The following is an 18,215-nucleotide window of genomic DNA, read 5'->3' as shown; positions in this document are numbered from 1 at the left end:
TTTTCATGCTTTGGTCACTTCTGAAAATCGTTCTCTTCGTCGCCGCCGTCGCGGCGCTCACCCTTGGGGCTGGCTACCTGATGGAAAGTCAGGGCGGGGTGCAGATCACCGCCGGCGGAATGGAATTCACCCTTGGGCCGCTGCAGTCGGTGATCGCCGCCATCGTGCTGGTCTTCGTGCTGTGGGTGGTCTTCAAACTGGTGTCGCTGCTCATCGCGATCCTGAAGTTCATCAACGGCGATGACACCGCGCTGTCGCGCTATTTCGACCGCAACCGCGAGCGCAAAGGCTATCAGGCCATGTCCGAAGGCCTGCTGGCGCTGGCCTCGGGCGAGGGCAAGCTGGCCATGGCCAAGGCGCAGAAGGCCGAGCGCTACCTGCACAAGCCCGAAGTCACCCATCTGCTGACCGCGCAGGCGGCCGAGCTGACCGGGGACACGCGCAAGGCCGAAGAGGTCTACAAAAAGCTCATCACCAACGAGCAGACCCGCTTTGTCGGCATCCGCGGCATGCTCAAGCAGAAGCTGGCGAAGGGCGATACCGACACCGCGCTCAAGCTGGCGGAACGCGCCTTTGCGCTGAAGCCCAAGCATGAGGAAATTCAGGACGTTCTGCTGCAGCTTCAGGCGCAAAAGCACGACTGGCAGGGCGCGCGCAGAACGCTCTCGGCCAAGCTCAAGCACGGTGCGCTGCCGCGTGACATCTACCGCCGCCGCGACGCGGTGCTGGCGCTGTCGGAAGCCAAGGATATCATGGATGAGGACAAGCCGATCGAAGCCCGCGAGGCGGCCATCGCCGCCTCCAAGGGCTCGCCGGACCTCATCCCCGGTGCCTCCATGGCGGCGCGTTCTTACATCGCGCAGGAAAAGCCCAAGCTCGCCGCCCGCATCCTCAAGAAGGCATGGTCGGTGCAGCCGCATCCGGACCTTGCCGCCGCCTTCGCCGAGATCGCCCCCGACGAGACGCCGCAAGCGCGGATGAAGCGGTTCGGCACGCTGACCTCGGTCAAGCCTGACCACCGCGAAACCCGTCTGCTGAAGGCCGAGCTTGCGCTCGCCGCCGAGGATTTCCCCGAGGCGCGTCGCGCCGTGGGCAACCTCGCCGAGACCGAGCCCGATGCCCGCGTGCTGACCGTCATGGCGGCGATCGCCAAGGGCGAGGGCGCTGGCGAGCAGGTGGTGCGCGGCTGGCTGGCCAAGGCACTGGTGGCGCCGCGCGGCCCGCAGTGGGTCTGCGACAAGTGTCACCACGTGCACGCCGAATGGGTGCCGGTCTGCGACAATTGCGAAGGGTTCGACACGCTGAGCTGGCGCAACCCGCCGCATTCCGACGTGGCTCCGGCGGGCGCAGAGATGCTGCCGCTGATCATCGGCGCGCTCGAGGACAAGACCGACGAGCCGACGGCGGAGCCCGAGACCGAGGCGCCCGAAGTGCTGACCCCGACGCAGGAGGCCCCAAAAGAAACGCCGGCTGAACCGCCGGTCGCGACCGCTGGCGCGGACGCGGAGAAACGCCCGGATGTGCCCGACGCAGAGACCGTCGAAGAGCCGGCCCAGAGCGCCGAACCCGAGAAGGCAAAATAGGCCTTTTCCTAGGGCGGCCCCGGTGCTAAGAGGCCGCCCACCAGTGCCGCTGTAGCTCAGCTGGTAGAGCACGTCATTCGTAATGATGGGGTCGGGGGTTCGAGTCCCTTCAGCGGCACCAGTTCTCTTCGGAGACCGGATCAGAAGGCCACCCGCGCGGGTGGCCTTTTGCGTTTGGGGGGCTCTGCCCCCGTCCGCTGCGCGGACTCCCCCGGGATATTTTCGCCAAGAGGAAGGAGGGGGGCAGCGCGGAGCTTTGGTCATCGCGGAGGCATCTTGATGCCGTCATGGGCAGTTTCGGTGGCCGAAGGCGGCCGCGCTCTCGACTTGGCCGGACGTTCCCCCTAACGCAGCGGCACGCAATACACTCACGAGGACAAGTCACGTGCCCGCCATTGTCACCGGAATCATCGCGCTGCTGCTGTTTCAGCTCGGCGGTGAAGTCCTCTCCCGCATGTTTTCCCTGCCGCTGCCCGGCCCGGTGCTGGCCATGGTGGCGCTGGTCGTCGGTATGGTGCTGTCGCCCAAATTGCTCGAGCTGATCCGCCCTGTGGCGAGCTTCCTTTTGCAGAACCTCTCGTTGCTCTTCGTGCCGGTGGGCGTGGGCGCGGTGGCGCGGCTCTCCGAGCTGTCGTCCAATGCGCTGGCGCTGGGAGCGGCGCTGATCGGATCGACGCTTCTGGCGATCTGCGTCGGCGCGCTGACCTTCGAATGGGTGGCGCGGCTTACCGGCAATACCGACGAGGAGGAAGACGCATGACCGATCCGCTTCTCGTCTGGTCATATCTGGAAAGCGGCCCGCTGCTGTGGCTGACGGCGACGCTGGTGGCCTATTGGATCGCCGACCGGATCTTCCGGCTCAGCCGCGGCAAGCCTTGGTTCAATCCGGTGATGCTTTCGGTGATCCTGCTGGGCGCGCTGCTGATGGCCACGGGCACGCCCTATGAGACCTATTTCGAAGGCGCGCAATTCGTCCACTTCATGCTTGGCCCGGCGACGGTGGCGCTGGCGCTGCCGCTGCACGCCAACCTGCGCCGGGTGCGCAAGGCCGCGTTGCCCATGGCGCTGGCGCTGCTGGCAGGCTCGCTGACGGCGGTGGTCTCGGCGCTTGGGCTGGCAAAGGCGCTGGGGGCGGAGGGGCAGCTTCTGGCCTCGCTGGCGCCGAAATCGGCCACCGCGCCGGTGGCGATCGGCATTTCGGAAAAGCTCGGCGGCGATCCGGCGATGACCGCGGTGCTTGTGCTGCTGACCGGGATGATCGGGGCGATCGCGGTGACGCCGATGCTCAACGCGCTGGGGCTGCGCGACTGGCGTGCGCGCGGCTTTGCCACGGGTGTTGCCGCGCATGGCGTCGGCACCGCGCGGGCGCTGCAGGTGCATCCGACCGCCGGGGCCTTTGCGGGCATCGGCATGGGGATGAACGCGGTGCTGACCGGCATCCTCGCGCCGCTGGTGCTGCATCTGTTCGAGTAGGCGGTCAGCGCCGGAGACCCGAACGCCGCACGAGGTCAGGGCAGGATCAGGCCACCCCGGCCCGCAGCGCGTCATGGATGTGCAGCAGCCCGACAAGTTGCCCGGCCTCGTCGACCACCAGAAGGACCGTGCGCTTCTTCTCGTTGAGGATGCCAAGCGCCTCTGTGAGCAGCATCTCCGGCCGCGTGGTGAGCGGGCCGGGGGTCGCCACATCGCCCGCGCGGCGATCCAGCAGCCCCTCCATGTTGCGGCGCAGGTCGCCGTCGGTGATGATGCCGCTCAGGCGGCCGTCCTCGACCACCGCAGCGACGCCAAAGCCCTTCTGCGACATGGTCACCAGCGCTTCGCTCATTGGGGTTTCCGGGCGCACCACGGGCAGCTCGTCGCCCTTGTGCATCACCGCCGAGACCCGCAGCAGCGCAGCGCCCAGCGAGCCGCCGGGGTGGAAATGCGCATAGCTTTCCTTGCCGAACCCACGGTTGCTCATCAGCGCCACGGCAAGCGCATCGCCAAGCGCCATGCACAGGGTGGTCGAGGTGGTGGGGGCCATGCCGATGGCGCAGGCTTCGGGCGCATCGGGCAGCAGCAGCAGATGCTGCGCGGCGCTGGCCAGCGTGCTGCCTGCGCGTTTCGTCACGGCGATCATCGGGATCGAGAAGCGGGCGCAATAGCCGATCATATCGGCCAGCTCGCGGGTCTCGCCGGAATTGGAGATCAGGATCACCGCATCCGCCGAGGTGATCATCCCCAGATCGCCGTGGCTGGCCTCGCCGGGGTGCACGAATTGCGCCGGGGTGCCGGTCGAGGCGAGGGTGGCGGCGATCTTCGCGGCCACATGGCCGGATTTGCCCATGCCCGAGACGATGACGCGGCCCCGGATGTGCAGCAGCAGATCGACCACCGCATCGAAATCGGCAGGCAGCTCGTCGGCGAGCCGGGTCAGCGCTTCGGTCTCGGTGGCGAGGACGGCGCGGGCGATGTCGGACGGGGTTTCGGGCATGATCTTCCCTGTTGTGACCTGCGCGGGTGTTAGCCCGCAAATGCGGGCTTGTCCAACCTCGGGCAGCATGGCCCGCGTGCCGGGTCGCTCCGGCGGGCGAGAGGAGAAAGCAGAATCAACGTGCCAGAGCGCCCACCTCCGTGCCATGTCGGTCAGGCGACGCTTATGCTGCCTCGGGTTGTTTCGCGGGAAACCGCATTCCGCTCCGGCAAGAAATTGACACAAAATGAGTCAGCTTCCGGCCCTCGGCGCTCTCTCAACAGGCTGGATGGGCAAGCCCGCGATTGCTATTTTGTAGTGTATAAAAACAAACGAGAGCAGGATTTCAGGACATGACAACGGCCTATCGTGGCACGTTCGTCATCTCTTGGTCACAGACGCGCATAGACGGCCTGAAGGCCGCGCCTCCGTCGGCCCTGCAAGTTGGGGCCGCTTGGGCTTGGTGTGGTGAGTTAGTACAGGTCGCGGGGCCTTCGGGTCCCGATGTGTTTGACCGGGAAGATGGGGAAGCGGAGCTTCGCAAGCGGGCGGCGCAGAGGGTGCGCCGGTTGGTGAGCGAAGCCATGACGGATCAAGCGGCGGAGCGCCGGGCACATCCGGAGACTTCACAAAGCGATGTATCCGCGCCGGGCCAAACCGGCGGCGCGGTCATGCCGGAGTCCAGCTTTGTCGTCACCGACGGCTTGAAAAGCTACACAGTGACAGAGATCGAGGTCGCGGACAGCTCGCGGCCTCTGTTGATGTTCATCGGAGAGATACCGCCGCGCGACAAGGACATGTGGGTCGTCCACAACACGCTCGAGCCGAGTTTCCGGCGCGATCGCGCGCGCCCGGACGAGGGCGGGGTGATCTGCTTTGCGGCGGGGACGCGCATCCTGACGCCGCGCGGGCTTGTCGCGGTCGAGCATTTGCGCGAGGGCGACAGCGTGCAGACCAAGGATGACGGCGTTCAGCCCGTGCATTGGGTCGGCAGCCGCAGGATGAGCGGCGCGCGCCTGCATGTGATGCCCGATCTGCGCCCGGTTCTCATTCGTGCGGGCGCCTTTGGGATCGAGCGCCCGGACGATGAGTTTCTCGTCTCGCCGGAGCATCGGATGCTGATCCGCGGCGCGGTGGCGCGGGCGCTGTTCAACACCGATGAGGTTCTTGTGGCCGCCAAACATCTGGTCAACGGCAGCACGATCCGCCGGGACATCGGGCAGCGCGAGGTGACCTATGTGCATCTGCTGCTGCCGCGGCATGAGATCGTCTTTGCCAATGGCGTCGAGACAGAGAGCTTCCATCCCGCCAATACGGCGCTTTCGAGCCTGTGTGACGATGATCGCGCGCGGCTCATGAGCCTTTTGCCGGGCATTGCCGAGCGTCCCTGTCTCTATGGCACACACGCACGCCGCAACCTCAGCGCGCGCGAAGCGGCGCTGCTGATGAAGGAAGCGGCCTGACCCGAACGCCATGCCGGTCTCAAGACAGAGCTGGCATGGCGCTTGGATTGATTTTGATGGCGTCTCCGGTGGAGACGGTCAGGCAAAGCCTCCGCCCACATCCGAATGCAGCCAATCCGGCCAAGACACACCGTGATGTGCCAACTCCGGTGCGTGCTTATCGGAAGTGCCATCGAACTGGCCGTGATGCGCGCCGAAGTCGACCGGTGGGTCGCCGTCGAACAGCGCCCCGTGAAGCGCGGCGTATTGGCTTTCGATGAACTGAAGCTCCTGCGCCATCATCTCGACATGTGTCTGCTCGGCATGAGACAGCGCTGCAGGACCAGATGCGGTCTGTACGCCATCCCGGTCCCCAGCAGCGCCCGAGAAATCGAACGTATCCGGCTCGTCCGCATCCTCGTCGAGGAACCGCAGCATCAGATCCCGCGCCTCGGCGGAAAATGCCGGCGCGGTGCTGGCGGCAAGCATCTCGGTGCCTGCCTCGGTCGAGAGCACGCTTGCGCTTGGGGACAGCGGGTCTTCGACCGGGGCGCGCGGCACATGGCCGGTCGCGTCCAGACCCATATCCTCCAGCGGGCCATCGACCGAAAGCTGCATGATCTCGGGCAGCCGCTCGGTCCAGCCAATGCGCCAGCTTTCGCCATAGCCGGTTTGGTCGGTGGCCCCATGCGAGTCTCGGTCGTCGCCCGCCTCATTGCGGTCCGGCATATAGCCAAGGCTGATCGCAGCGTTGCGCAACCCGCGCACACTACCGTCGGCCTCTAACCGGAACAGCGCGAGCTTCGACTTGCGGCCGGTGGTCAGCTCGGCCCGCTCGTGGGCCAGCGCATCATATTCGAGGCCGTAGAATTGCTCGGCCTCGGTTTCGGGCATGAGGGTGAGCCGCGCAGCGTCGCGCGGATCGGTCATACCGTAGCCAAAACTGCCGACGGCAATGCCGGCATCGACCAGCGCAAGATCATGAGCCTGCGCGAGTTCAAGGTTCAGGGACTGGACGCCGTTGCCCATGCCCCCGGCCCGCCAAGAGGACGGGACGATGTCATATGTCGGTTCCATGGTTCACTCTTCTTCCGCCACCCATGCGATGACGCCACAATCGCGCAGAGCGGCGGCAGAAGAGGTGCGGGAAGATGGCTGAAAAGCGGACATTCTCCCCGTTTTTACATGAACTTGAGTGGGCCTTGAGACCCCGCCGGTCAGGCGTCCTGCGGTTTGCTCTCCAACTCGCGCAGGATATCCGCCAGACCGTTGCGCCAATCCGGGCGCGGCAGCCCAAAGGCGGACACGGTGGCGCTATTGTCCATCCGCGAGTTGCCGGGCCGTTTGGCCGGGGTCGGGAACTCGGAGGAGGGAATATCGGCGACCTCGCAGGTGATCCCGGCCTGAGCAAAGATCTCGCGGGCGAAATCGGCCCAGCTCACATCGGGCGCGCCCGAGAGGTGATAGGTGCCGGATTTTTCCGGCGCCTCGATCAGCTGCTCGGCGGCGGCGAGGCAAAGCACGGCGATATCGGCGGCGCAGGTCGGCCCGCCGATCTGGTCGGCGACGATGGTCAGCCGGTCGCGCTCGGCGCCGAGCCGCAGCATGGTCTTCACGAAGTTCTTGCCATGCGCCGACACCACCCAAGAGGTGCGGATGATCGCATGCGGCCCGCCCGCGGCGCGCACGGCCTCTTCGCCCGCCAGCTTGCTGCGCCCATAGGCACCCAGCGGGGCCGTGGGGGCGTCGGGGAGGAAGGGCTCATCGCCGGCGCCGTCAAAGACGTAATCGGTCGAGATATGCACGAAGGGGATGCCAAGATCGGCGCAGGCCTTGGCCATCGCGCCCGGCGCGGCACCATTGACCAGCGTCGCGGTCTCTTCGTCGGTTTCGGCCTGATCGACGGCGGTATAGGCGGCGGCGTTGATCACCACATCGGGGGCCTCGGCGCGCACGGCCTCGGCGCATTCTTTCGGGTCGGTCAGATCGACCTCATCCCGTGCCAGCGCCACAACGGGCGCGCGGCGCTGCAACTCGCGGGCCACCTGACCGGTGCGGCCGAATACCAAAACTCGCATCTCTATTCCTTGTCTCTCTGTCTCAGAGCATCGCCGGGACAACCTGATCCGGCGGGCGGTGCCCATCGGCAAAGGTCTTGACGTTGATGATCACCTTCTCGCCCATCTCGATGCGGCCTTCCAGCGTCGCCGAACCCATATGCGGCAGCATCACCACATTGGGCATGTTCACCAGATCCGGGTTGCCGCGGATCTTGTGCTGGTAGACGTCGAGCCCGGCCCCGGCGATCTCGCCCGCCTTCAGCATCCGGGTCAACGCGGCCTCGTCGATCACCTCGCCGCGCGAGGTGTTGAGCAGCACCGCCGAGGGTTTCATCAGCCGCAGCCGCCGCGCGTTGAGCAGGTGGAAGGTCGAGGGCGTGTGCGGGCAGTTGACCGAGATCACGTCCATCCGCGCCACCATCTGGTCGAGGCTCTCCCAATAGGTCGCCTCGAGGCCCTCTTCGATCTCCGGCCTCAGGCGGCGGCGGTTGTGATAGTGGATCTGCATCCCGAAGGCCGAGGCGCGGCGCGCCACCGCCTGCCCGATGCGGCCCATGCCGAGGATCCCCAGACGTTTGCCGCCCAGCCGTGTGCCGAGGAAGGCGGTCGGCGCCCAGCCGGCCCAATTGCCTTCCTGCATGGTGGCGAGGCCTTCCTGCATACGGCGCATCACCGCCAGCATCAGCCCCATCACCATGTCGGCGGTGTCATCGGTCATCACGCCGGGGGTGTTCGAGACCATGATGCCACGGGTGCGCGCGGTCTCGACGTCGATATGATCGACCCCGGCGCCGTAGTTGGCGATCAGCTTGAGCCGCGGACCGGCCTGCGCGATCAGCCCGGCGTCGATCTGATCGGTCAGTGTGGGCACCAGCACATCGGCCTCGGCCATGGCGGCGGTCAATTCTGCGCGAGTCATCGGGATGTCCTCGGTTCGCAGTTTGACGTCGAAAAGCTCGCTCAGGCGGGTTTCGACCGCCTCTGGCAAACGTCGCGTGACGACAACAGTCAGGCGTTTCTGCGGCATGGCGGGTGGGGCCTCCCTTTCCTTACGCTCTGCGCTTTGGCACAGTGTCCCATGCATGCACGGGGCACAAGAACCCCGGCGGAAAATCTCGAGCAGGACAGACACGATGGTCAGGACTTCTGTGTTGGCGGGGCTGCTTGCCGCCCTGCTTTGCGGCCCGGTCACACCGGCGGTCGCACAGGCGGCCGAGGAACGCGGGCCGGTCACCAACCTTCCGTTGCCGCGCTACGTTTCGCTCAAGACCAGCGAGGGCAACGCGCGGCGTGGCCCGTCGCTCACCCATCGCATCGACTGGGTCTACACGCGGCGCGACATGCCGCTGGAGATCGTCGCCGAATACGGTCACTGGCGCCGGGTGCGCGACAAGGACGGTGCGGGCGGCTGGATCCATTATGCGCTGCTCTCGGGCGTGCGCACGGTGCTGGTCGAGGAAGACATGCTGGAGCTACACGCCCAGCCCGATCCCGAAACGCCGGTCGAGGCGAAGCTGGCGCTCGGCGTGATCGCCCAGCTCGAGGCCTGCAACGCGGAGTGGTGCCAGCTTTCGGCGGGCGGCTATGAGGGCTGGGCCCCCAAGAGTGCCATGTGGGGCGTCGCGCCGGACGAGATTCGGGAGTAATAAACGGTAGCCGGGCGAGCGCTGGCCCGTGGGATGGCGCGCAGCCTTACGAGGTCATCGCTTTATCCCAGCAAGATCCTTGCGACCTCAATCCGTATCGCACCGCTGACAAAGCGCCAGCCCGCCCACGCGCCAAAGGCGCGTAATCTTGAAATGCGCACCTCTGGTGCGACGGGCCGGCGCTCGCCCGGCGGCTTCGCCTTGATTCCGGGCGGGCTCGCCAGCCACAAGGAAGCCCCCAAACAAAAATCGCGCCGCAGGGGGCGGCGCGATCTTCTGATCTTCAGCGATGGGGCGTGGCTCAGCCAACGTCCTTGTAGCTGATTTCCTTCTGGTCGCTGCCGGTCTTGCTGCGGCGCACATGCAGGCGGTTGAGCGCGTTCACATAGGCCTTGGCCGAGGCATAGACCGTGTCGGTGTCCGCCGACTGGCCGGTGGCGATCTTGCCGTCCTCTTCCAGACGCACCGACACCGTGGCCTGCGCGTCGGTGCCTTCGGTCACCGCGTTCACCTGATACAGCTGCAGCCGGGCCGAGTTCGGATAGAGCGCGCGCACTGCCTTGAAGGTGGCGTCGACAGGGCCGTCGCCTTCCATCACGGTGGATTTCTCTTCGCCGCCCACTTCCATCTCGAGCGTCGCCTCGGCCGGACCGCCGGTGCCGCAGACGACCTTGAGCGAGACGATCTCGAGGTGATCGGCGCCATCGGTCATCGCCGCCGTCACCAGCGCGAGGATGTCCTCGTCGAAGACCTCTTTCTTGCGGTCGGCAAGATCCTTGAACCGCACGAAGATGTCCTTGAGCTGGTTGTCGCCCACATCGACACCGAGATCCTTGAGCTTGGCGCGCAGCGCGGCGCGGCCCGAGTGCTTGCCGAGCGGCAGCGAGGTGCCCGCAAGACCCACGTCCTCGGGACGCATGATCTCGAAGGTCTCCTTGTTCTTGAGCATGCCATCCTGGTGAATGCCGAACTCATGCGCAAAGGCGTTCTTGCCGACGATCGCCTTGTTGTACTGCACCGGGAAGCCCGAGACCGTCGCGACGCGGCGCGAGATATGCATGATCTTTTTGGTGTCGATATGCGTCTCGAACGGCATGATGTCGCCGCGCACTTTCAGTGCCATGACGACTTCTTCGAGCGCGGTGTTGCCCGCGCGCTCGCCAAGGCCGTTGATCGTGCATTCGATCTGCCGTGCACCGGCTTCGACGGCGGCAAGGCTGTTCGCTGTCGCCATGCCCAGATCGTTGTGGCAGTGCGTGGCAAAGATGATCTCGTCGGCGCCCGGCACCTTTTCGATCAGCATGCGGATCAGTTCCGCCGATTCCACCGGCGCGGTGTAGCCCACGGTGTCGGGGATGTTGATCGTGGTGGCACCCGCCTTGATGGCGATCTCGACCACGCGGCAGAGATAGTCATGCTCGGTGCGGGTGGCGTCCATCGGCGACCATTGCACGTTGTCGCAGAGGTTGCGCGCGTGGGTCACCGTATCGTGGATGCGCTCGGCCATCTCGTCCATGGTAAGGTTCGGGATGGCGCGGTGCAGCGGCGACGTGCCGATGAACGTGTGGATGCGCGGGCGGTTGGCGTGTTTCACCGCCTCCCAGCAGCGGTCAATGTCGTTGAGCTGGGCGCGGGCGAGGCCGCAGATCACCGAGTTCTTGGAGCGTTCGGCGATCTCCGAGACGGCGCGGAAGTCGCCCTCGGAAGCGATCGGGAAGCCCGCCTCGATGATGTCGACACCCATATCGTCGAGCAGCTCGGCGATTTCGAGCTTTTCGTCATGGGTCATGGTCGCGCCGGGCGACTGCTCGCCGTCACGGAGGGTCGTGTCGAAGATATACACGCGGTCTTTGGCTTGGTCGGTCATTTTTCGGATCTCTTGAGTTGTCGTCCTGGAAAGGGTTCGCCGGCGCGAAACGGTCCTCCTCTGAGCGGTCGCGCCGAGATGCGCGCTCAGAGGCGGATTAGGACTAGACGCAGGCCAAGCGCAAGCGCCGCGCCAAGGGCACGTGCTGCTGCGGGGATATGGCCGAGTGTCATCATGGGCGCGACTATACGCACGAAGCCCGAAATGAAAACCGCAAAAATCCCACTCTGAGCCGGAAAGTTACGCTGCGGCGCAGCGCCAGCGCGCAGGCCGCTTGAGTGGCGGCGCAGGCTGCCCATATGGTTGAGCAAAGGTATTTTGTTCGGGGGAGTTTGATGTTCCGGCGTTTGTTGAAGGCGGCCATTCTTGCCGCTGGCTGGCCGCTTGCCGCGCTTGCGCAAGAGCGCGAGGTCTATGTGTTCGGCAATTCCCTCGTGCATTTCCTCGGGCAGGAGGCGCATAGCAACACGCCCTACTGGCTGAGCCGTCTGGCCGAGGCGGGCGGGGGCGAGCTTGCGCTCGACGGGCAATGGGGCTTTCTGCGCGACTTCTCGGATGGGCTGCCGCCGGAACCGAACTGGAGCATTCCCGGCGTCGCCAACAACTGGGACCCGGGCCGCGGCAGTTTCGGGGATGCGGGCTATGATGCGGTGCTGATCACCCCGGCGAACTTTCTGCAGTATCAGGCCGCCGACGCGCCCTATCCGGGCAACAATCCCGGCAACACCAGCCCGCTGGATGCGATTCTCACGGTGGCGGACTGGATCGAGGGCCATGCCCCCGGCACGCCGCTCTGGGTTTATGAAGGCTGGCCCGACATGGCCTCGGTGGCCGGGGATTACCCGCCTTCGGCACGCGGGCTGCATAAGTACCACGACTTCACGCTCGGCACCTACGGCGTTTGGTATGACGATCTGCTGGACAAGCTGCGCGCCGCACGGCCCGAGCAGGACCTGCATCTGATCCCGGTGGCGCGGGTGATCGCCGGTCTGCTCGGCGAGGGCGGGTTGCTGCAGGATCTGCCGGTCGAGGCGCTCTACGTCGATGACGCGCCGCATGGCACGCCGTCTCTGTATTTCCTCGCCGCAATGGTCAGCTACAGCGCGCTCTACGGCGCGCCGCCGCCCGCGGCCTACGTGCCGCCACCCGAGATCGCGCCCGAGATCACCGCCGCCTATGGGCAGATCGCCGCGCAGGTCTGGCAGGCGGTCTCGGACCTTGCGCCGCGCCAAAAGGCCGCCGCAGAGACCCCCGAGCCGCTGATCCAGACCGCCGCTGCCGAGACCGCCGAGACCACCCCCGAGACCACGCCCGAGGCCGCTCCGGAAGCACCGCTGCCGCATCGCCCGGATCTTGCGCTGCCCGATCCCGGCGCGCGCCCCGAGGGGGACCCGGCGCTGGCCATGGGGCTCAACGGGCTGTCGGATTGGTCCACCCAGATGCCCTTTGTCGACCTGATGAAATCGGCGCGCGAGTGGATCGGCCATCTGCCCGGCCAATGGGGCGGGGTCGAGATCGCGGCGCTGCGGGCGCAGGGCGTGCTGGACGAGAACGGCTGGCCGCTGCGCATTCCCGAAGGCGTCGAGCGGCTCGAGGCGCTCTTGCTGACCGATCAGCCCGAGGCGGCGGTATCGCTGCGCGGCACCTATGTGGTGCTCTGGCAGGGCAAGGGCGATCTGCAGATCACCGGGCGCGCCAGCCGGGTGCGGATGGAAGAGGGCCGCGCGTTTTTCGACTATGCGCCGGGCGAGGGGTCGGTGGGAATTTCGATCTCGGCCACCGATCCCGACGATCCGATCCGCGACATCCATGTGGTGCGTGAGGATCAGATGCAGATCTTCGAGGCCGGGGCGCTGTTCAACCCGCATTGGCTGGCCCGCATCCATGATCTGCGCAGCCTGCGGTTCATGGACTGGATGATGACCAACGGCTCGCCGGTGATGGGCTGGGACGACCGCCCGCGCAGCAGCGATTACACATGGACCGCTTGGGGCGTGCCGCCCGAGGTGATGATCGAACTGGCCAATGAGATCGGCGCCGACCCGTGGTTCACCCTGCCGCATATGGCCGATGACGACTACGTCCGGCGCTTCGCCGAACTGGTGAAGGCGCGGCTCGACCCGCGGCTCAAGGCCTATGTGGAATATTCCAATGAGGTCTGGAACTTCGTCTTCCCGCAGGCGCATTGGGCGGCCCAGCAGGCCGAGGCGCGCTGGGGCCGTTCGGAATCGGGCTGGATCCAGTTCTATGGTCTGCGCGCGGCGCAGGTGATGGACATCTGGTCAGAGGTTTATGGCAATGAGGCCGAGGACCGTCTCGTGCGGGTGGTCTCGACCCACACCGGGTGGCCGGGCCTCGAGGAGCAGATCCTCACCGCGCCGCTGGCGTTTCTCGCGCTCGGTCATCAGCCCGCCGAAAGCTTTGATGCCTACGCGGTGACCGGCTATTTCGGCTATGAGCTGGGCGGCGAGGAGATGGCGGGGCAGGTCGAGGACTGGCTGTCGCGCGCCGAGATGCAGGCACAGGAGGACGGCGAGGCGCAGGGGCTGCGCCGGGTCGCCCTGCGCGAATACGTCAAACGGCACAGGTTCGACGCGGCTATGCTGCCGGTGGCCATGGCGCTGCAGGACGGCGCGCTGGCGGAACTGACCGGCGAGATTTTTCCCTATCACGCCGAGGTGGCCGAAAAGGCGGGGCTGCGGCTGGTGATGTATGAGGGCGGCACCCATGCGGCGGCGCAGGCCGAGCGGGTGCAGGACGAGCGGCTGACCGCCTTTTTCGAGGCGTTCAGCTACACGCCCGAGATGGCCAAGCTCTATGAACAGCTGCTGAGCGGCTGGGTCAACGCGGGCGGCACGCTGTTCAACGCCTTTGTCGATGTGGCGCCCGCCTCGCAATGGGGCAGTTGGGGCGCGTTGCGCCATCTCGACGACGACAACCCGCGCTGGGACATGCTGATGAGCTACAACGCCTCGGGGCCGACCGGCTGGGAAGACCGCGCGGCAGGGACTTTCGACGATGGGCTGATGCTGCGTTCCGATGCGAAAGGCGCGCGGCTCGAAGGCTCCGAGCGGTCCGATATCCTGCTCGGCGGCGCGGGGGATGATGCGCTGGTCTCCGGCGGCGGCAGCGACAAGCTGCACGGCGGGGCAGGGCAGGATCATGCGCTGCTGCCGGGGGCGCGGGACGATTATGCCTTCAGCCGCGACGGGCAGGGGCGGCTGCTGGCCGAGGGGCCGCGCGACCGCATCACGCTTTTTGCCATCGAGACGCTGTCCTTCGAAGAGGCGCCCGAAACCGAGCTGCCGACCGCGGGGCTCTGAGCCGCAAATCTCTTCGAAGAGATTTGCAATAGCCTTCGAAGGCTATTGCCCGCCGCGGGACCGCCGGATCTCGCGCACCAGCGTTTCCGCCCCGAGACTGGCGCGGAAATGCGCCTCCACATGGGCGCGGCCCGCCACGCTGAAACGCTCGGCGCTCTCGGGGTTCTGCGCCAGATCGCGGATCGCCCGCGCCAGCGCCGTGGGATCCTTCGGCGGCACCAGCTTGCCGGTGTGTCCCGCCTCGATCAGCTCGTTCACGCCGCCCGCGTCGATGCCGATCACCGGCACGCCGCAAGCCATCGCCTCCATATAGGCCACGCCAAGCGGCTCGTGCCACGAGGCCAGCACGAAGACATGCGCCGCCAGCAGCTTCTCCTTCACCTCACCGGCGTCGATCGCCCCCAGCAGCTTCACGTGGTCCTGCAGCCGCAGCTTGCGCAGATGCGCCTCCAGAACCTGCCGGTAGCCGCTGCCGCCCGCGTCATCCTCGCCGGCGATCTCGAGCCGCACGTCGACGCCCTGATCCAGCAGCTGGCGAATTGCCGACATCAGGTCCTGATGGCCCTTCACCACATTGAGCCGCCCGCAAGAGAACAGCCGGATCGGGCGGCCCTTCTGCGGCGGCTCATAGGGCGTCTCGCGGCGCAGAATCTCGGTATCGACCCCCATCGGCCGGACCTCCACATGCGGCGGCAGATGCCCGTGCAACTGGCTCTGGACCTCATCCATCAGGCGATGGGTGATCACCGTCGCAAAGGCCGCGCCGCGCCATTTCATCTTCTGGCCATGGCCGTAATCCGACAGCGGCCCGTGCAGGGTCAGCGAATAGGGCACACCGCCAAGCCGCCGGGCCAGCGTCGCCACCAGCGCGGCGCGGCCACAGCTGTGCACATGCACATGATCGAGCGAATGTTCTTCGCAATAGGCGCGCAGCGTCTCGGCGGCCGAGAGCGTCACGGCGATATCCGGGGCAAAGCGCGGACCTTCGCGCAGCAGGTCACGCGGCAGGCCGCGTCCGATCAGCTTGGCCAGCGCGCCCGCGGCACCGAGCGGCCGGACCTCGCCAAGGTAGGTCGTGCGTGCAATCGCATCCTGCGACCAGCTGTGCGCGATCAGCGCGGTCGGCGGCAGCCGCGTCGACAGAAGATGCACCTCGTGGCCCATCGCCTCGAGCGCGCGCACTTCGCGCCAGTAGAAAATATGCGTCTGCCCCGGGAATTGGGGCACGAGATACCCGATCCGAAGTTTCTGCGGCACTCGTCCCCCCAACTCTCCCAGAGGATCCACGAATCCGCCGGTGAACACGTTACACTTGCTTATGATCATTCTTTGGCCACAGTTGACTGGCAATTCCACCCTGCCACGGTGCAGGAAGTGCTGATGTGTGGCGTCCTTGGTACGGATCATGAGTGTTCACGAGTTTTCTCTTCCCGGCAATCCGGCGCTTTCCGTCATTCTGCCTGCCAGCAATGAAGGCGCGGTTATCGCGCGCTGCCTGAGAGCGCTGCTGGCCTCGGACTGGACCGCCGCAGCCCCCCCCGAGATTGTGGTGATCGCCAATGGTTGCCGTGACGACACCGCGGCGCAGGCGCGGGCGCTGATGCCCGAGGCCGAGGCGCGCGGCTGGAACCTGCGGGTGATCGAGGTCTCGAAGGGATGCAAGCTCGGCGCGCTCAACGCCGGTGATGCGGCGGCGCGGGGCGGATTGCGGGTCTATCTCGATGCCGATGTCACCGTCAGCCCGCCGCTTCTGGCGCAGCTGCAGGACGCGCTCGCCGGGCCGGGGGCGCGCTATGCCAGCGGCACGCTGCGGATCACCGGCGAGGGCTGGGCGGCCCGCGCCTATGCCCGGATCTGGCGGCAGGTGCCTTTCATGGCGCGCGGCGTGCCCGGCTGCGGTGTCTTTGCCGTCAATGCCGAGGGCCGTGCCCGCTGGCAGGAGTTTCCCGACATCATCTCGGACGATACCTTTGTGCGCCTCAGCTTCACCCCCGCAGAGCGCAGCGCCGTGCCCGCCACCTATGAGTGGCCGATCGCCGAGGGGCTGGCGGCGCTGATCCGCGTGCGCCGCCGTCAGGATGCGGGCGTCGCGCAGGTCGGCACGCTGTTCCCGCGGCTGCTGCGCAACGATGACAAGCTGCCCTTTGGCGCGGGCGGCAAGCTTCGCATGGCGCTGCGCGACCCGCTGGGCTTTGCGGTCTATTCGGGCGTCGCGCTGATGGTCCGGCTGACCCCGCAACGCGCACCGGAATGGAGCCGCGGGCGATGAGCACGGCGATCTGGCAAAGATTTTCGGGCAGTTCCCTCTCGGCCCGTGCGCTGCGCTCTTCGGTGCTGACGGTCGGCAGCTTCGGCTTTTCGCAGGCGCTGCGGCTGGGCGGTAACCTGATCCTCACCCGGCTGCTGTTTCCCGAGGCCTTCGGGCTCATGGCGCTGGTCTCGGTCTTCCTGATGGGGCTGGTGCAATTCTCGGATGTGGGCGTCACCCCGGCGATCCTGCAAAGCAAGCGCGGCGACGACCGGGATTTCCTCGACACCGCATGGACGCTGCAGGTGCTGCGCGGCATCGGCCTGTGGCTGACCGCCTGCGCGCTGGCATGGCCGATGGCGCAACTCTACGACGAGCCGCAGCTGATGCACTTTCTGCCGGTTGCCGGGCTGGCGCTGCTGATCGCGGGCTTCCGGCCCACCCGCATGGACACCGCGAACCGCCATCTGATGCTGGGCCGGGTCACGCTGCTGGAGCTTGGCACGCAAACGGTTGGTGTCGGCAGCGCGGTGCTGCTGGCATGGGCCACCGGGTCGGTCTGGGCCTTGGTGGCCTCGGGGCTGCTCAGCACGCTGTTCGAGCTTATCGCCAATTCGCTGCTGCTGGCCGGGGGGCGCAACCGCTTCCGCTGGGAGCCCGAGGCTCGGGCCGAACTGGTGAATTTCGGCAAGTGGATCTTTCTGTCGACGGTCTGCGGCTTCTTCTTCAGTCAGGGCGACAAGCTGCTGATCGGCAAATACCTCAGCCTCGAGCGCTTTGGCGTCTACAACATCGGCTATTTCCTCGCCTCCTTCCCGATGCTCCTCGGCGGCATGGTGACGCGCAAGATCCTCATCCCGATCTATCGCGAGACACCGCCACGCCAGAGCCGCGAGAACTTTCTGCGGCTACGCAAGATGCGCTTTGCCGTCACCGGCCCGCTGCTGGTGCTGGTGGCGAGCTTTGCCGTCAGTGGCCACTGGCTGGTCGATCTGATGTATGACGAACGCTATCTGGCGGCGGGCGCGGTGACGGTGATCATCGCCTGCATGCAAATGCCGCAGATCGTCGTGCAGACCTATGATCAGGCGGCGCTGGCGGCGGGCGACAGCCGCAGCTTCTTTGTGCTGTCGTTGGCCCGCGCGGTGCTGATGATCGGCTGCATTCTCGTAGGGCTGGAAACCTACGGGCTCATCGGCGCGTTGCTGGGCTATGGGGCGGCGTTCCTGCTGTCTTATCCGGTGGTCGTCTGGCTGGCCCGCCGCATGGGCGTCTGGGATCCGCTGCACGACCTGTGCTTCGCGCTGCTTGGCGCGGCTCTGGCACTGCTGGCGGCGGTGCTCAACTGGCCCGCGATCAGCGCATTGGTGGCGTCCGGGGCCTGAGTCTCCTTTCGGGGACCCGCCGGGTCATCCGGCTAGGTCATCTGCCGGGGCGCAGACAGGCGGTGCGGGCACTGCTAAGGTGCGATACAGGGACAGTGGCGCGACAGGGCATGGTTTGTTGCCGGATGGGGGCCGGGCACGCCAATTTGCGCCCAATTTTCTCCGTATTCGGCCTTTACCACGCGGGATGTCGCGGGTTTGCGAGTGAG

At 66.5% G+C, this 18,215-nt stretch carries 14 protein-coding genes and 1 tRNA gene; 9 read left to right on the top strand and 6 right to left on the bottom strand.

Annotation, left to right across the window (positions count from 1 at the left end; all coding sequences use genetic code 11):
* Window positions 1-5: 5 nt before the first annotated feature.
* From ACXAD2_RS10680 to ACXAD2_RS10665, 4 genes are all read left to right on the top strand, one after another.
* Window positions 6-1,583: a heme biosynthesis HemY N-terminal domain-containing protein gene (locus ACXAD2_RS10680; protein ID WP_475169708.1), complete on the top strand. Its 1,578-nt coding sequence runs from the start codon at window positions 6-8 to the stop codon at window positions 1,581-1,583.
* A gap of 45 nt (window positions 1,584-1,628) precedes the next feature.
* Window positions 1,629-1,704 (top strand) — tRNA-Thr (locus ACXAD2_RS10675).
* 264 nt (window positions 1,705-1,968) lie between these two features.
* Window positions 1,969-2,343 (top strand): CidA/LrgA family protein, encoded by a 375-nt coding sequence (locus ACXAD2_RS10670; RefSeq protein ID WP_318246643.1) that lies wholly within the window; start codon window positions 1,969-1,971, stop codon window positions 2,341-2,343.
* The gene (locus tag ACXAD2_RS10665; protein ID WP_066103263.1) at window positions 2,340-3,056 is read left to right on the top strand and encodes an LrgB family protein; all 717 of its coding nucleotides are present in this window, start codon (window positions 2,340-2,342) and stop codon (window positions 3,054-3,056) included. Before ACXAD2_RS10670 ends, ACXAD2_RS10665 begins: the two co-directional genes overlap by 4 nt.
* A gap of 46 nt (window positions 3,057-3,102) precedes the next feature.
* On the opposite strand, the gene ACXAD2_RS10660 is transcribed toward ACXAD2_RS10665, so the two are convergent.
* A complete protein-coding gene (locus tag ACXAD2_RS10660; RefSeq protein WP_475169705.1) occupies window positions 3,103-4,056 on the bottom strand; it encodes a KpsF/GutQ family sugar-phosphate isomerase in 954 nt (317 codons plus the stop codon).
* Between the two features lie 650 nt (window positions 4,057-4,706).
* Here ACXAD2_RS10660 and ACXAD2_RS10655 point away from each other — a divergent pair.
* The gene (locus tag ACXAD2_RS10655; protein ID WP_475169703.1) at window positions 4,707-5,498 is read left to right on the top strand and encodes a Hint domain-containing protein; all 792 of its coding nucleotides are present in this window, start codon (window positions 4,707-4,709) and stop codon (window positions 5,496-5,498) included.
* A gap of 78 nt (window positions 5,499-5,576) precedes the next feature.
* On the opposite strand, the gene ACXAD2_RS10650 is transcribed toward ACXAD2_RS10655, so the two are convergent.
* From ACXAD2_RS10650 to ACXAD2_RS10640, 3 genes are all read right to left on the bottom strand, one after another.
* Window positions 5,577-6,554, bottom strand: a complete 978-nt coding sequence (locus ACXAD2_RS10650; RefSeq protein ID WP_475169702.1) for a hypothetical protein — start codon at window positions 6,552-6,554, stop codon at window positions 5,577-5,579.
* Window positions 6,555-6,694: 140 nt separating this feature from the next.
* Window positions 6,695-7,555: a dTDP-4-dehydrorhamnose reductase gene (gene rfbD / locus ACXAD2_RS10645; RefSeq protein WP_475169700.1), complete on the bottom strand. Its 861-nt coding sequence runs from the start codon at window positions 7,553-7,555 to the stop codon at window positions 6,695-6,697.
* 22 nt (window positions 7,556-7,577) lie between these two features.
* Window positions 7,578-8,564, bottom strand: a complete 987-nt coding sequence (locus tag ACXAD2_RS10640) for a 2-hydroxyacid dehydrogenase (protein ID WP_475169698.1) — start codon at window positions 8,562-8,564, stop codon at window positions 7,578-7,580.
* A gap of 106 nt (window positions 8,565-8,670) precedes the next feature.
* Here ACXAD2_RS10640 and ACXAD2_RS10635 point away from each other — a divergent pair, with 106 nt between their 5' ends.
* Window positions 8,671-9,183 (top strand): SH3 domain-containing protein, encoded by a 513-nt coding sequence (locus ACXAD2_RS10635; RefSeq protein WP_066103243.1) that lies wholly within the window; start codon window positions 8,671-8,673, stop codon window positions 9,181-9,183.
* 301 nt (window positions 9,184-9,484) lie between these two features.
* On the opposite strand, the gene ACXAD2_RS10630 is transcribed toward ACXAD2_RS10635, so the two are convergent.
* On the bottom strand, window positions 9,485-11,050 hold the full coding sequence (locus ACXAD2_RS10630; RefSeq protein ID WP_475169697.1) for a 2-isopropylmalate synthase: 1,566 nt from the start codon (window positions 11,048-11,050) through the stop codon (window positions 9,485-9,487).
* A 335-nt stretch (window positions 11,051-11,385) separates the two neighbouring features.
* Here ACXAD2_RS10630 and ACXAD2_RS10625 point away from each other — a divergent pair, with 335 nt between their 5' ends.
* Entirely contained in the window at window positions 11,386-14,373 is a 2,988-nt protein-coding gene (locus tag ACXAD2_RS10625; protein ID WP_475169695.1) for a calcium-binding protein, read from the top strand.
* Window positions 14,374-14,415: 42 nt separating this feature from the next.
* Here the strand turns inward: ACXAD2_RS10625 and epsE are convergent, their stop codons facing one another.
* Entirely contained in the window at window positions 14,416-15,630 is a 1,215-nt protein-coding gene (epsE, locus tag ACXAD2_RS10620; protein ID WP_475169692.1) for an exopolysaccharide biosynthesis GT4 family glycosyltransferase EpsE, read from the bottom strand.
* A 148-nt stretch (window positions 15,631-15,778) separates the two neighbouring features.
* On the opposite strand from epsE, the gene ACXAD2_RS10615 reads away from it, so the two are divergent.
* Complete coding sequence (locus ACXAD2_RS10615) at window positions 15,779-16,642, top strand: glycosyltransferase (protein ID WP_475169689.1); 864 nt, start codon at window positions 15,779-15,781, stop codon at window positions 16,640-16,642.
* Window positions 16,639-18,006, top strand: coding sequence for an oligosaccharide flippase family protein (locus tag ACXAD2_RS10610; protein ID WP_475169685.1), 1,368 nt, complete (start codon window positions 16,639-16,641; stop codon window positions 18,004-18,006). Before ACXAD2_RS10615 ends, ACXAD2_RS10610 begins: the two co-directional genes overlap by 4 nt.
* Window positions 18,007-18,215 lie beyond the last annotated feature (209 nt).

It is taken from the genome of Salipiger sp. ABN3_019 (genome assembly GCF_056158605.1).
Note: the sequence above shows the minus strand (reverse complement) of the source record. Positions and strands in the feature narration are given on the sequence as shown.